This window comes from Thiocystis violacea (assembly GCF_016583565.1).
Lineage (GTDB): Bacteria > Pseudomonadota > Gammaproteobacteria > Chromatiales > Chromatiaceae > Thiorhodococcus > Thiorhodococcus violaceus_A.
Genome location: NZ_NRRF01000020.1, coordinates 46,302 through 60,212, shown reverse-complemented (window position 1 = coordinate 60,212; position 13,911 = coordinate 46,302). Strand labels below are relative to the sequence as shown.

The following is a 13,911-nucleotide window of genomic DNA, read 5'->3' as shown; positions in this document are numbered from 1 at the left end:
GCTGGATCAGGTCCGGATTTCGATCCCCTGCTCGCGCAGATAGGACTTGACGGCCTCGATGGGAATCTCGCGTCGATGGAAGATCCCGGCCGCCAGCGCGGCTTCCACGCCGGTCGCCGCGAAGACCTCGGCGAAGTGCTCCACGCAGCCCGCGCCACTGGAGGCGATGACGGGGATGGTGACCGCCGCCCGGACCGCCTGGATCAGCTCGATATCGAAGCCGGCGCCGGTCCCGTCTCGGTCGATGGAATTGAGCAGGATCTCACCTGCGCCGAGGTCTTCGCAGGCACGCGCCAGCTCGACGACGTCGACATCACGGCCCTCGCGGCCACCCTTGACGGTGCACTGAAACCAGCAGTAGCGCTCGCCGTTCGGACCGGGCGTGGCCGTCGCGACCGTTGGATGCGCCGTTGCGGTGGGAGACTCGACATAGACCCGACGCGGGTCGATGGAGATGACGACGGCCTGATTGCCATAGACTTTGGCGATCTGCTCGATGGCGGTACTGCCGTCCTTCATCCCGCCCCGCGCCTTGTATTGCTCGACGGCGTCGACGGCATCGGAGCCGATGGAGATCTTGTCGGCGCCCGAGCGGAAATACTCGTCGGCGACGCTCAGGGCCGAGTAGTGCTGGCCATTGGCGTCGGTGAAGGCGCGAATGCCCCCACCGATGGTCAGGGGCACGAAGACCTGCTCGGAGGTGCGCTTGAGCACCTCCAGCATGGGCTGGTCGGACAAGGGAAAGTCGCGAAAGCCGGTGATGTTGAGGAAGGTGATCTCGTCCGCGCCCTCGGCGTAGTAGCGTTGGGCCAGCTCGACCGGCTTGCCGAGGTTGCGCACCTCGCCGGACTCGCGCACGTCATATTGATCGCCCTTGGTGACGACGAGGTCGCCGGCGTCGTTCGAGCGCACGTCCAGACAGGCGATGATGCGCTTGGCGAAGCGCGTGGGCTCTTGGTTTGGCGCGCAGGCGCTGGCCGTATCTTCGCCGGCCAGGAAATGGCGCAGCAGACGCAAGCCAGCGGCACCACTCTTTTCCGGATGGAACTGCACGGCGCCGACGCGTCCGCGCTGAACGGCGCTCAGGAAAGGCGCGCCATAGTCGGTGGTCGCCAGACGCCAGTCGGCGTTTTCGGCGCTCGGCTCGGCGCGGTAGGAATGCACGAAGTAGAGCTTTTCGCCTGCGTAGTCGGCGAAGAGCGGCGATGCACGCTCGACACGCACGTCGTTCCAACCCATGTGCGGGACGGACAGGCTGGGGTCGTCGAAGCGGCGAATCCGCCCTGGGATCAGACCCAGACCCTCGACGCCAGGCGACTCGTCGCTGCCCTCGAATAGGGTCTGAAGACCGATGCAGATACCCAGATAGGGCCGGCCCGCGGCCAGATATGCCTTCAAGGGCTCGACATAGCCAAGCCGGTGCAATCGCTCCATCGCCGCGCCGAAGGCGCCCACGCCGGGGAAGATCAACCGTTCGGCCTTGAGGATGTCCTCGGGCCGTTCGATCTCTGTGAGGGTGTAGCCAAGGGCATGGATGGCATTGCGCAGACTGCGGACATTGCCTGCGCCATAGTCCAGGAGCGAAATCATAGGTCGAATCCAGGGGGCTGATGAGGTGGGCGAAGCGTCGAAGGGGACACCGGACGTTATCCGACTATTCTAGCGCTAAGCGCCCCGCCGGTTCAGTCATTCCCCGGCATCGCCCGCGTCGAGAGACACAACATCCGCGTCAACATACACAACGCGCTCCAGCGCGCCCTCCATCAAGGCACGGGCGCGGGCCGTACAGGCATTGATGAAGGCAACCGCGGCCACGTCTTCACCGCTGCGCGAGGCACACTCCAGGCTGTAGCGTTCGAAGGCCGTCAGCGACGCGATCAGATCGATCAGGTGGCGTTGCCAATCGCAGTCTCCGCTCGCCGGCAATGACGCTAGCCGCGCCAGTTCGGCCTCCGCGAAGCGGCGCGGCGGTGGCGGCTCATTGGCATCGAAGAGGCCCCTGGTGTTCGGCTCGACCGGCACCTGCAGCTGCGGCACCAGCGATCGGCACAGATGCTGAATCTCGTCGACGCCCAGGGGCGCGCGGCGGACCACAACCCTCGCGGCATCGAGCAGCGCCAGTGCCGAGCGGCTCGCGAACCCATAGATGAGCAGGACACGCTCGGCACCGCAGCGCGTCAATAGCTGGTGGATCTGGCTCACGTCGTCGGCATGGAAGGTCGGCAGCTCGAGCACCAGGACGTCTGGCGGCTGCGCGAAGGACGCGGCCATCACGCCAGCGAGCGAATCGAAACATCCCAACAGCTCGATCCCCCTCTGGACACTCGGCTCCAGACGCAGGCGATCCGCGAGATAGGCGCCGCAGACCACCAGACGGCAATCGCGTTGGGCAGCGGAAAAACGCTCGGGCTGATCGGCACCGCGCATGCGCTCGCGCAGGTCATGGAGCGACAGATTCGCCACGCTGCTGATGGCATCGCCACCGTCGACCAGACGCTTGATCAGCGACAAACGCCCCACGTCCTCCGCCGCATAATGACGGGTTCCGGCTTCGGATCGCATCGGAGTCACGACATGATAGCGGCGCTCCCAGACGCGGAGGGTATCGGTCGGGACGCCGGTCAGACGGGAGACGGTGCCAATTCGGAAGGTTTGGCCCGAATCAGGCGGATCAGGATCGGTCAAGACGAGGCCCTCGATAATGAACGGGGTAATCATGGCGTCAATGGGTTCGCCGGCCGCCGCCTCCAAGTCTTGGCATCGGCATGGGGCTCGCCGAAACCGCCTCCTCGGCCCGCCATTGCGCGCCTGGCGTGGGCAGGCGCAGACCCCGGACGCACCGCCCTTGGCCAACGGCGATGTGCGCGGCGACCGACATGCAGTAGGATAGGCAGCTGATCGATTTTGGCTTGCCAACCCGATAGTTACGGCCGAATAACAGACGACCGACCACTGAGGTGCGACAATTGACTAAGCCGTTCTCTGCCTTGCGTTTCCTAGCTCCGCTCCTGATGCTGGGCATCGCCTCGGCCAGCGCCGCCGAGCAGCAGGTGCACATCTACAACTGGAGCGACTACTTCGCCGAGGACACGCTCCCCAACTTCCAGGAGCGCACGGGCATCCGACCCGTGCTAGACGTCTATGACTCCAACGAGGTTCTAGAGGCCAAGCTCCTCGCCGGCAGCAGCGGATACGATCTCATCTTCCCAACCGCGCGCCCCTTCGCCGCGCGTCACATCAAGGCCGGACTCTATCAGCCGCTCGACAAGTCCAAGTTGCCGGGGCTCGACAAGCTCGACCCCGAGATCATGGCCAGTCTGGCATCCAGCGATCCAGGCAACCAATACCTCGTGCCCTATATGTGGGGCACCTCCGGCCTGGGGCTGAATGTCGACAAGGTGAAGGCCGCGCTCGGCGACGATACCAAGATCGATACCTGGGGCCTGATCTTCGACCCGGAGAAGGCCGCCAAGCTGGAAGGCTGCGGCATTTCCCTGCTCGACGACCCGACCGAGGTCTTCTCGGCCGCACTCGCCTATCTGGGCAAGGATCCGAACAGCCTAGCAAAGGCAGACCTGGACGCCGCCAGCGCGCTGATCGCGGGCATTCATTCCCACATCCGCTACTTTCACTCGTCACAGTACATCACAGACCTGGCGAACGGGGACATCTGCGTGGCACAGGGCTATTCGGGCGACGTGCTGCAGGCGCAAGAACGCGCCAAAGAGGCCAACAAGGGCGTCGCGGTGACCTACCGTATCCCGCGCGAAGGCGCCGCGCTCTGGACCGACGTGATCGCGATCCCGAAGGACGCCCCCAACCCCGAGGCGGCACATGCCTTCATCGCCTATCTGTTGGATCCCCGTGTCATTGCGGACGTTTCGGACTACGTCTTCTACGCCAATCCCAACACGGCCGCGACACCCATGATCGACGCCGCGCTGCGCAATGACCCCGAGATCTACCCGCCACCTGAGCTGCGCGCCAAGCTCTTCGTCCCCAGCGAGCGCAGCGACCGCGAGATCCGGACACTGAACCGGCTCTGGACGCGCCTCAAGGCCAATCGCTGACGACCGCGACGGATCCTGCCCATGGCCGTGACCACCGACCGGCGCCTGCTGGAGCCCTGGCAGGATCCGAAGGCGCCGCCCTACCTGCGCATCGACCGCGTCACCAAACGCTTCGGTGACCTCTACGCGGTCGACGACGTCAGTCTGAACATTTTCAAAGGCGAGTTCTTCTCGCTGCTGGGCAGCTCGGGCTGCGGCAAATCGACCCTGCTGCGTCTGCTCGCGGGCTTCGAGTATCCGACCTCCGGCCGGATCTTCATCGATGGAGTGGACGTGACCGACGTGCCGCCCTACTCCCGTCCCGTGAACATGATGTTCCAGTCCTACGCCCTCTTTCCACACATGACGGTGGAGCAGAACGTCGAGTTCGGGCTCAAGCAGGACCGCATCCCCAAGAAGGAGCGACAGGAGCGCGTCGGCGAGATGCTCGACCTGCTCAAGATCACGGAACTGCGCAAGCGTCGGCCGGATCAGCTCTCGGGCGGTCAGCGCCAGCGCGTCGCCCTGGCGCGCAGCCTGGCCAAGCACCCCAAGCTCCTGCTGCTGGACGAGCCGCTCGGCGCGCTCGACAAGCGCCTGCGCGAGAGCACCCAGTTCGAGCTGGTCAACCTGCAGGAGCGCCTCGGCATTACCTTCGTGACCGTGACCCACGATCAGGAAGAGGCCATGACCATGTCCACGCGGATCGCGGTCATGGACGCCGGGCAAATCATGCAGGTGGATACGCCGACGGCCATCTACGAGTTTCCCAACTGCCGCTTCACCGCGGAGTTCATCGGCTCCGTGAACCTCTTCGAGGGCAAGGTGATCGAACGCGAGGCCGATCAGGTTCTGATCGAGGCCCATCACGGCGGCACCCTGCGGATGCGCAGCTTTCACCCGCATCCGCTCGGCACCCCGGTCACGGTGGCGATCCGCCCGGAGAAGATGCGACTGAGCGAGGCCCCCAGTCCAGATGGCGTCAACCAGCTCAGAGGCATCGTCGAGGACATCGCCTACCTGGGCGACGTGTCCATCTATCGCATCCGTTCCAACGGCGGGCAGCTGGTCGAGATGACGCTGACCAACCATCAGCCGCGGACCGAACAGGCGCTGACCTGGGAACAGGCGGTCAGCGTCGAGTGGTCGCCGACCAGCGGCGTGGTCCTGACCGAATGAGCGACGCCAGCTCGACGCCGCGGGCCGCGCCATGAGCCAGAGCACCCGCCATCACCCGAAGGGCCGACGCCGCCTGAGCCGCCTGGTCAACATCGGCGTCCCCTATTTCTGGCTTGGCCTCTTCTTCCTGCTGCCTTTCATGATCGTGCTGCAGATCAGCGTCGCCGAGACGGCACTGGCACAACCGCCCTACACGGCACTCTGGGAGTGGGTCGCGGACGGCCTGCTGCAGATCCAGATCAATCTGCAGAATTTCATGCTGATCTGGGAGGATGACATCTATCTGGCGGCCTTCCTCAATTCGCTCTGGGTGGCGCTGATCTGCACCCTGCTCTGTCTGCTGCTGGGCTATCCCATGGCCTATGCCATCGCGACGGCAGCGCAACGCCGACGCATGCTGCTGCTGATGCTGATCGTGCTGCCCTTCTGGACGTCGTTTCTGATCCGGGTCTATGCCTGGATCGGCATCCTCAATTCCAACGGCCTCCTCAACAGCTTCTTGCTCTGGCTGGGCATCATCGATGCGCCCTTGCAGATCCTGCACACCCAGACCGCCGTCTATATCGGCGTCGTCTACTCCTATCTGCCCTTCATGATCCTGCCGCTCTACGCCAACCTGACACGGCTGGACCCGGCCCTGCTGGAGGCCGCGTCAGACCTCGGCTGCCGACCGCTGCGCGCCTTCTTCAAGGTCACCCTGCCCTTGTCCAAACCCGGGATCATTGCCGGCAGCATGCTGGTGTTCATTCCCGTGGTCGGTGAGTTCGTCATCCCCGATCTGCTCGGTGGCCCCAGCAGTCTCATGGTTGGCAAACTGCTGTGGACCGAGTTCTTCTCCAATCAGGACTGGCCGCTCGCCTCCGCGCTGGCGATCGTGCTGCTCGCGGTGCTGGTGGTGCCCTTCGTGCTGATGCAGCGCCTGCAGCAGAACATGGACGAGGCAGCCTCATGAAGCGACGCGCCTGGCCGTTGATCGGGATCCTGGCGTTCGGATACGCCTTTCTCTACGTCCCCATCCTGCTGCTGATACTCTATTCCTTCAACGAATCCAGGCTGGTCACCGTCTGGTCCGGCTTTTCGTTCAAGTGGTATGGGGCGCTGCTGCACAACCACCAACTGCTGGACGCCGCCTGGCTGAGCATCCGCATTGCCGCGACCAACGCCACCGTCGCCATGGTCATGGGCACGCTCGCGGCCAATGCCTTGGTCCGGCATGGGCGCTTCCGCGGCCGCACAGGTTTCGAGCTGCTGCTCACCGCCCCGCTGGTAATGCCGGACGTCATCATCGGCCTGTCGCTGCTGCTGCTCTTCGTCGCCATGCAGCAGCTCATCGGCTGGCCAACCGGGCGCGGCTTCACCACCATCACCATCGCGCATGTGACCTTCAGCATGGCCTACGTGGCCGTGGTCGTGCGCTCCCGGCTGGGACAGATGGACGCCTCGCTGGAGGAGGCCGCGATGGACCTGGGGGCGCGCCCGCTCGGCGTCTACATGCGCATCACCCTACCGCTGATCGCGCCGGCCCTGCTCTCGGGCTGGCTGCTCGCCTTCACCCTCTCGCTCGATGATTTGGTCATCGCCAGCTTCGTCTCGGGTCCGGGTGCCACGACGCTGCCGATGGTCGTCTACTCCAGCGTCCGCATGGGCGTCTCCCCGCAGATCAACGCACTGGCGACACTCATCGTCGCCGTCGTCGCGCTGGCCGTGGTGATTGCCGGGATCTCACTGGGGCGCAAACCAGGGCGCTGAGCTGGCGCCCCTCGGCGATCGCACGCACGGCCTTCCCGAACGGACATGAGCAAGAACGAAAAAAGGGGCCACATGGCCCCTTTTTTCTACCGCAATCGAGCAGCGTCGATCGGCATTACTCGCCGGGCTCGACCGCCTTCATGCTCAGACGGATGCGGCCCTGCTTGTCGACTTCCAGGACCTTGACGCGCACCACGTCGCCTTCCTTGAGCTTGTCGCTCACGGACTGGACGCGCTCCTCGCAGATCTGGGAGATGTGAACCAGACCGTCGCGTCCGGGCAGGATGGTGACGAAGGCGCCGAAGTCCATCAAGCGGGCGACCTTGCCTTCGTAGATCTTGCCGACCTCGACGTCCGCGGTGATGAGGCGGATGCGCTTCTTGGCCTCTTCGCCGGCGGCCTTCTCGACCGAAAAGATCTTGACCACGCCATCGTCGTTGATGTCGATGGTCGCCCCGGTCTCTTCCGTGATGGAGCGGATGACGGAACCGCCCTTGCCGATGACGTCGCGGATCTTCTCCGGATGGATCTTGAACTCGATGATGCGCGGCGCATGCTCGGACATCTCCAGGCGATGCGAGTCGATCACCTTGTTCATCTCGCCGAGGATGTGCATGCGGCCGTCTTTCGCCTGCGCCAGGGCGATCTCCATGATCTCCTTGGTGATGCCTTCGATCTTGATGTCCATCTGCAGGGCGTTGATGCCCCCGGAGGTGCCCGCGACCTTGAAGTCCATGTCGCCGAGGTGATCCTCGTCACCCATGATGTCGGTCAGGACGGCGAAGCGCTCGTCTTCCTTGATCAGGCCCATGGCGACACCGGCCACCGGCGACTTGATCGGCACGCCGGCATCCATGAGTGCCAAACTGGTCCCGCAGACGCTGGCCATGGAGCTGGAGCCGTTCGACTCGGTGATCTCCGAGACCACACGCACCGAATAGGGGAATTCCTCGATGCTCGGCATGACGGCGAGGACACCGCGCTTGGCCAAACGGCCGTGGCCGATCTCGCGACGCTTGGGGCTGCCGACGCGACCCGACTCACCCACGCAGAAGGGTGGGAAGTTGTAGTGCAGCATGAAGTGCTCGCGGCGCTCGCCGTCGAGTGCATCGATGATCTGCGAGTCGCGCTCGGTGCCGAGCGTGGTGACGACGATCGCCTGGGTCTCGCCACGGGTGAAGAGCGCCGAGCCATGGGTGCGCGGCAACACGCCGGTGCGGATGGTGATCGGGCGCACGGTCTTGCCGTCACGGCCGTCGATACGCGGATTACCGGAGAGGATCGACTCGCGCACGACCTTCTTTTCGAGCTTCTCGATCGCCGCCCGCACCTGGAGTTCAGTCCACTTTGGCGCGTCGCCGCCGCAGAGCTGACCGATGACGACCGCACGCGCGGCGTCGAGCGCGGCGTAACGCTCCTGCTTCACCTTGATCTGATAGGCCGCAGCAACCTGCTCACCGCACCCGCTCTGCACCGCGTCGGCCAGTTCCAGATCGGACTCGGGCGGCGACCACGCCAGCGGCGTCTTGTTGACCTCGGCGGCTAGCTCGCGGATGGCCTGGATGACCGACTGCAGCTGCTCGTGACCGAAGAGCACGGCACCCAGCATGACCTCTTCGGACAGACCCCGCGCCTCGGACTCGACCATGAGCACGGCCTTGTCGGTTCCGGCCACGATCAGATCGAGGTCGGAGTCAGGGCTCAAACCCACGACTGCGGGATTGAGGATGTACTCGCCGTTCTTGTAGCCAACGCGCGCCGCGCCGATCGGACCGTTGAAGGGCAAGCCCGACACCGCCAGCGCGGCCGAGGCGCCGATCAGGGCCGGGACTTCGGGGTTGACTGCCGGATTCAGCGACTTGACGGTCGCGATGATCTGGACCTCACGCGTGAAACCATCGGCGAAGAGCGGACGGATCGGGCGGTCGATGAGGCGTGCGGTGAGGATCTCGCCCTCGCTCGGACGGCCCTCGCGGCGGAAGAAGCCACCCGGAATGCGGCCGGCGGCATAGGTCTTTTCCTGATAGTCGACCGTCAGTGGCAGGAAGTCGCGCTCAACGCCGGGCCGCTTGTCCACGACGACGGTCACGAGAACCACGGTGTCGTCCATGTTGACCATGACAGCACCATCGGCCTGGCGGGCGATCTCGCCAGTCTCCAGCGTGACTGTCTGCTCTCCGAATTGGAATTGCTTAACGATGGGAGTGGGAATCACGGAAAAATCCTCGGGGGTGTTTGGGCCGTCTGGGCTGCGGACCCTGGTGCACTCCGACCTTGGCTCGAGCCAGCAAGAGAACGGGTGGCAGCAATTGCTGTCTGCTCAGAGCGCGGCCGAGAGGCCGCGACGAGCCGGCAAGCAGGAGATCGCAGACCGATCATCCGCTCGCCGAGGTTGGGACGCGTCTTAACGACGCAGCCCGAGACGCGAAATCAGATCACGATAGCGGTCCAGATCCTTGCGCTTGAGGTAGTCGAGCAGCTTGCGGCGGGAGTTGACCATGCGCACCAGCCCGCGACGGGAGTGATGATCATGCTTGTGCTCCTTGAAGTGCTCGGTCAACTGCAGAATGCGCGCGGTCAGCAGGGCGACCTGGACCTCGGGCGAGCCGGTATCCCGGTCAGCACGTGCGTAGTCGTCAACGATCTTCTTCTTGTCCTCGGCGGTCATCGTCATTGCTGGTCTCCTAGATTGTTCAGGATGAAGAAAAGGCCATCCGCCACGACAGAGGCTGCCGCGGGGGATCCTCCCGACAATGACTTCAGGAGGATCGGGCCGGTGAGTAAGACTGGTCGAGATTCTAGTGCCTCGCAGTGGCGCATCCAAACCCGACGGCCGGTGCACTCACTCAAGGCCAGACAGGCTCCTAGATCAGCCGCTTCGGCTGCACCTTGCCGTCTTCGAGGATGAAGCCGACACCGATGAAACGGGCGGAGGGATCGTAGAGCCGCACCAGGCCCTCGGTCGGGGCCTGTGGTACCAACACGGGCTGCCCTTGACGCAGATAGAAGGCCGAATCCTCTGACAGTCGCAGCGCGGGGCAATGCCCCAGCGCCGTATCCAGCGGCAACAGCAGGGCGTCCAGTGCCTGGAAATTCTCTTGCTCGGCGAGCGCAGCCACCTCGTCGAGCGCAATGAACGGCCCGCTGGACTCGAGGTAGGGGCCGACGCCCGTGCGCCGCAGGGCAATCACATGGCCTCCGCAGCCGAGCGCGCGCCCGATATCCTCTGCCAGGGTTCGCACATAGGTGCCCTTGGAACAGTGCACGTCCAGCTCGATCTCCGGCAGCTCAAAAGCCGTCAGCTCGAGCGCGTGGATATCGATGCGGCGCGGCTGACGCTCGACCTCGACCCCCTGCCGCGCAAGCTTGTAGAGCCGCTGTCCCTGGTGTTTCAGGGCGGAGTACATGGGAGGCAGTTGATCGATGCTGCCGGTGAACCGCGTCAGAACTTCCCTGAGGCGCTCCTCGTCGACACCCTCGACGGGCCGCGTCTCGACGACCTCGCCCTCGGCGTCCGCCGTCGTCGTCGTCACACCCAGGCGCACGCGCACCCGATAGCGTTTGTCGGCGTCCAAGAGGAAGGCCGAGAACTTGGTGGAATCGCCAAGGCAGCAGGGCAAGAGACCGGTCGCGAGCGGATCCAGGCTTCCGGTGTGCCCTGCCTTGGCCGCGCGATAGTGCCGCTTGACGCGCTGCAGGGCATCGTTCGAGGTCAGGCCCAGCGGTTTATCCAATAGGAGAATGCCGGTGACGTTGCGTCCCGGATTTCGTCGACGTCCCATGCGCTTAGTGCTCCTGATCCGCGCTGTGCGGATTCGTGGCTTCGGACGTCGCCACAGCCTGATCGATCAGCGACGAGAGACGCTCGCCATAGCCGATCGATTCATCGTGCACGAAGCTCAGCTGCGGGATGGTGCGCAGACGCACCTCCTGCGCGAGCGCATGTCGAAGGAAGCCGGCGAGACGACTGTTGAGGAGCTGGGCCTGCGTCGCCGTATCCTCATCGGCCGGGAAGCAGGTGAAGAAGACCTTGGCATGCGCCAGATCCTTGGTCACACGCACTTCGTGAACCGTGATACTGGCCAGCCGCGGATCCTTCACCTGATCACGCAGCACGACCGAGAGGACGCGCTGCAACTCGGCACCGATCCGCTCCGTGCGATCGAATTCACGTTCGCTCACAGGACGCGGGCCCGCTCGGTGCGCTCGAAGACCTCGATCTGGTCGCCTGGCTGGACGTCGTTGTAGTTCTTGACGCCGATACCGCACTCCATGCCGGACTTGACCTCGCTGACGTCGTCCTTGAAGCGGCGCAGCGACTCCAGCGCACCCTCGTAGATGACGACGTTGTCGCGTAGAACGCGAATCGGGCTGTTTCGACGGATGACACCCTCGATCACCATGGAACCGGCGATGGCACCGAACTTGGACGAGCGGAAGACGTCCCGCACCTGGGCCAAGCCGATGATCTCCTCGGTCACGATGGGGCTCAGGAGACCCGAGATCGCCTGCTTCACATCATCGATCAGCTCGTAGATGATGCTGTAGTAACGCAGATCGAGGCCCTTCTCTTCCACCACGCGGCGGGCAGCGGCATCGGCGCGCACATTGAAGCCGAGCAGAATCGCGTTCGAGCTTACGGCCAGATTGGCATCGGACTCGGTGATCCCGCCGACGCCCGAGGCCACGATGGCGACCTTGACCTCGTCATTGGTGAGCTTGAGCAGGCTGTCCTTGAGCGCCTCGAGACTGCCTTGAACGTCGGCCTTGACGATGAGATTGACCGACTTCAGCTCGCCATCCTTGAGCTGGGAAAAGAGCTGGTCGAGGCTGGCGCCACGCTGCTCGTCGAAGCGACTCTGGCGCAGCTTGGCCGAGCGCAGATCGGCCACCTCACGTGCCCGACGCTCGTCGCTGACCGTCATGACATCATCGCCAGCATTCGGCGTTCCGGAGAGACCCAGAACCTGAACCGGGATCGAGGGCCCGGCCGACTCGACCGGATTGCCGGCCTCGTCGAACATGGCACGCACACGGCCATACTCGCCGCCGCTGACGATGATATCGCCACGCCGAAGGGTTCCTGTCTGAACCAGGACGGTCGCCACGGGACCACGGCCCTTGTCGAGGCTGGATTCGACGATGGCACCGCGCGCAGGCCCGTCCACCGGGGCCTTCAGCTCGAGCACCTCGGACTGCAGCAGAAGGGCGTCGAGCAGCGCGTCGATGCCATCGCCGGTCTTGGCCGAGACCTTGACCATCATGGTATCGCCGCCCCATTCCTCGGGCAGGACTTCGTGCTGCGTGAGCTCCTGCATGACCCGATCCGGGTTGGCGTCCGGCTTATCCATCTTATTGACGGCAACGATAATCGGCACACGGGCCGCACGTGCGTGCTGGATGGCCTCGATGGTCTGCGGCATGACACCGTCGTCGGCCGCGACGACCAGGATGACGATGTCCGTCACCTTGGCGCCGCGTGCCCGCATCGCGGAGAAGGCGGCGTGGCCGGGGGTATCCAGGAAGGAGACCGTGCCCTTCTCCGTCTCGACGTGATAGGCGCCAATGTGCTGCGTGATACCGCCGGCCTCGCCGGAGGCGACACGGGTGCGTCGAATGTAGTCGAGCAATGAGGTCTTGCCGTGGTCGACGTGGCCCATGATGGTCACGACCGCCGGACGCGGCAACGCCTCGAACTGACCTTCCTGCTCCTGCACCTCGTCGATCAGCGTGCCCTCGGCGTCGCGCTCGTCGGCGACGATTGCCTTGTGCCCCATCTCCTCGACCACGATGGTCGCGGTGTCGCGATCCAGCTTCTGGTTGATGGTGACCATCATCCCTTGCTTGAAGAGTTCCTTGATGACCTCGGAGACCTTCACCGACATCCGGTTGGCGAGGTCACTGACCGAAATGCTCTCCGGAACCTCGACATCGCGCACCACGGGCGCCGTCGGCCGCTGGAAGACGTGCTTGTCCTGGAGTTGGGGCTTGGGCGCCTTTTTCCTGCGCCGCGGACCGCGACCGCCGCCGGGGCCATCGACCTCTTCATAGTCAGTGCGTGCGGCGGTGTCCAGATCCCGCGCGCGGATGGCATCCTTACGGGCGGTTTTCTTGCCAGCGCGCTCTTTCTCGACCGGCTCGGCCTTCTTGACGGCTTTCTTGGGCTTGGCCGCTTCGGCAGCCCGGCGCACAACCTCGCCTCCCGCCGCCGCAGGCTCTTCATCCTCGATCGGTGCGGCGTCCTGTCCGGCCTTCAGCTGGGCGATGGACTCGCGCTCGAGGCGTTCGCGCTCTTCCGCTTCGGTGCGGCGGCGTGCCTCTTCTTCGGCACGACGGACCTCCGCTGCCTCACGCTGGCGAATCTCCTCTTCCCGAGCAATACGCTCCTGCTCCTCCTGGTCGGCTAGCCGACGGGCTTCCTGCTCGGCGCGGTGGGATTCGAGTTCGGTGCGGCGCCGCGTCTCGTCGAAGGTCGCGGCGGTCTGCGCCTGCCGCGCGCGTCCGCCGCGGCTGGAGTCGCCGCCCTGACGACGGGCCGACGTGGATGTCCCGCCCGCGGTGGAGCCGGGCTCATCGGCGCGCTTCACATAGGTGCGTTTGCGGCGAACCTCGACGCTCACCGTCTTTCCACCGCGCGGCGCCTGCGGTGGGCGCACCCCCGCGGTGCTGCTGCGCGGGGCAACCGTTGGCTGGCGCAGTTCGCTGACCGACTTACGCTTGAGCGTGACCTGGCTCGGCGCGGCGCTGCCGTCACCATCCTCCTTGCCATGGCTGCGACGCAGATAGCCGAGCAGCTGAATCTTCTCCTGCTCCGTCAACGTGGCGTCGGCACCGCTCGCGGTGATGCCAGCCTCGTTCAGCTGTGAAAGAAGGCGCTCGACCGGAATGCCGACCGTGGAGGCGAGTTGCTTGACCGTGACTTCACTCATGGACT

Annotated in this window: 11 protein-coding genes; 4 read left to right on the top strand and 7 right to left on the bottom strand. The window is 64.8% G+C overall.

From position 1 onward, the window contains the following. Window positions 1–6: 6 nt before the first annotated feature. Together hisF and CKO23_RS10435 are read right to left on the bottom strand one after the other, a co-directional pair. The gene (gene hisF / locus CKO23_RS10440) at window positions 7–1,590 is read right to left on the bottom strand and encodes an imidazole glycerol phosphate synthase subunit HisF (protein ID WP_200330740.1); all 1,584 of its coding nucleotides are present in this window, start codon (window positions 1,588–1,590) and stop codon (window positions 7–9) included. 96 nt (window positions 1,591–1,686) lie between these two features. Further along, complete coding sequence (locus CKO23_RS10435; protein WP_242482344.1) at window positions 1,687–2,685, bottom strand: MerR family transcriptional regulator; 999 nt, start codon at window positions 2,683–2,685, stop codon at window positions 1,687–1,689. Between the two features lie 326 nt (window positions 2,686–3,011). Here CKO23_RS10435 and CKO23_RS10430 point away from each other — a divergent pair, with 326 nt between their 5' ends. From CKO23_RS10430 to CKO23_RS10415, 4 genes are read left to right on the top strand one after another with little or no spacing between them, the layout of a single operon-like run. Next, window positions 3,012–4,070, top strand: a complete 1,059-nt coding sequence (locus CKO23_RS10430; RefSeq protein WP_200330770.1) for a polyamine ABC transporter substrate-binding protein — start codon at window positions 3,012–3,014, stop codon at window positions 4,068–4,070. Between the two features lie 21 nt (window positions 4,071–4,091). Continuing rightward, window positions 4,092–5,228, top strand: a complete 1,137-nt coding sequence (locus tag CKO23_RS10425) for an ABC transporter ATP-binding protein (protein ID WP_200330736.1) — start codon at window positions 4,092–4,094, stop codon at window positions 5,226–5,228. 31 nt (window positions 5,229–5,259) lie between these two features. Then, window positions 5,260–6,180 (top strand): ABC transporter permease subunit, encoded by a 921-nt coding sequence (locus CKO23_RS10420; RefSeq protein WP_200330734.1) that lies wholly within the window; start codon window positions 5,260–5,262, stop codon window positions 6,178–6,180. Then, window positions 6,177–6,977, top strand: coding sequence for an ABC transporter permease subunit (locus tag CKO23_RS10415; RefSeq protein ID WP_200330731.1), 801 nt, complete (start codon window positions 6,177–6,179; stop codon window positions 6,975–6,977). The genes CKO23_RS10420 and CKO23_RS10415 overlap by 4 nt, the downstream gene beginning before the upstream one ends. Before the next feature lie 115 nt (window positions 6,978–7,092). Here CKO23_RS10415 and pnp read toward each other — a convergent pair whose 3' ends face one another. The 5 genes from pnp to infB all read right to left on the bottom strand — a co-directional run bounded on the left by pnp (window position 7,093) and on the right by infB (window position 13,906). Then, entirely contained in the window at window positions 7,093–9,192 is a 2,100-nt protein-coding gene (gene pnp, locus CKO23_RS10410) for a polyribonucleotide nucleotidyltransferase (protein ID WP_200330729.1), read from the bottom strand. Window positions 9,193–9,381: 189 nt separating this feature from the next. Continuing rightward, on the bottom strand, window positions 9,382–9,651 hold the full coding sequence (gene rpsO, locus CKO23_RS10405; RefSeq protein ID WP_200330727.1) for a 30S ribosomal protein S15: 270 nt from the start codon (window positions 9,649–9,651) through the stop codon (window positions 9,382–9,384). Window positions 9,652–9,841: 190 nt separating this feature from the next. Then, window positions 9,842–10,759, bottom strand: a complete 918-nt coding sequence (truB, locus tag CKO23_RS10400; RefSeq protein ID WP_200330725.1) for a tRNA pseudouridine(55) synthase TruB — start codon at window positions 10,757–10,759, stop codon at window positions 9,842–9,844. Window positions 10,760–10,763: 4 nt separating this feature from the next. Then, window positions 10,764–11,159, bottom strand: coding sequence for a 30S ribosome-binding factor RbfA (gene rbfA, locus CKO23_RS10395; RefSeq protein ID WP_200330723.1), 396 nt, complete (start codon window positions 11,157–11,159; stop codon window positions 10,764–10,766). Next, window positions 11,156–13,906: a translation initiation factor IF-2 gene (gene infB / locus CKO23_RS10390; RefSeq protein ID WP_200330721.1), complete on the bottom strand. Its 2,751-nt coding sequence runs from the start codon at window positions 13,904–13,906 to the stop codon at window positions 11,156–11,158. The genes rbfA and infB overlap by 4 nt, the downstream gene beginning before the upstream one ends. Window positions 13,907–13,911: the final 5 nt, after the last annotated feature.

Excerpts from the sequence above, each read along its gene's own strand:
- hisF (WP_200330740.1), bottom strand. The coding sequence starts at position 1,590 with ATGATTTCGCTCCTGGACTATGGCGCAGGCAATGTCCGCAGTCTGCGC.
- truB (WP_200330725.1), bottom strand. The coding sequence starts at position 10,759 with ATGGGACGTCGACGAAATCCGGGACGCAACGTCACCGGCATTCTCCTA.
- CKO23_RS10420 (WP_200330734.1), top strand. The coding sequence starts at position 5,260 with ATGAGCCAGAGCACCCGCCATCACCCGAAGGGCCGACGCCGCCTGAGC.
- CKO23_RS10430 (WP_200330770.1), top strand. The coding sequence starts at position 3,012 with ATGCTGGGCATCGCCTCGGCCAGCGCCGCCGAGCAGCAGGTGCACATC.
- rpsO (WP_200330727.1), bottom strand. The coding sequence starts at position 9,651 with ATGACGATGACCGCCGAGGACAAGAAGAAGATCGTTGACGACTACGCA.
- CKO23_RS10425 (WP_200330736.1), top strand. The coding sequence starts at position 4,092 with ATGGCCGTGACCACCGACCGGCGCCTGCTGGAGCCCTGGCAGGATCCG.
- CKO23_RS10415 (WP_200330731.1), top strand. The coding sequence starts at position 6,177 with ATGAAGCGACGCGCCTGGCCGTTGATCGGGATCCTGGCGTTCGGATAC.
- infB (WP_200330721.1), bottom strand. The coding sequence starts at position 13,906 with ATGAGTGAAGTCACGGTCAAGCAACTCGCCTCCACGGTCGGCATTCCG.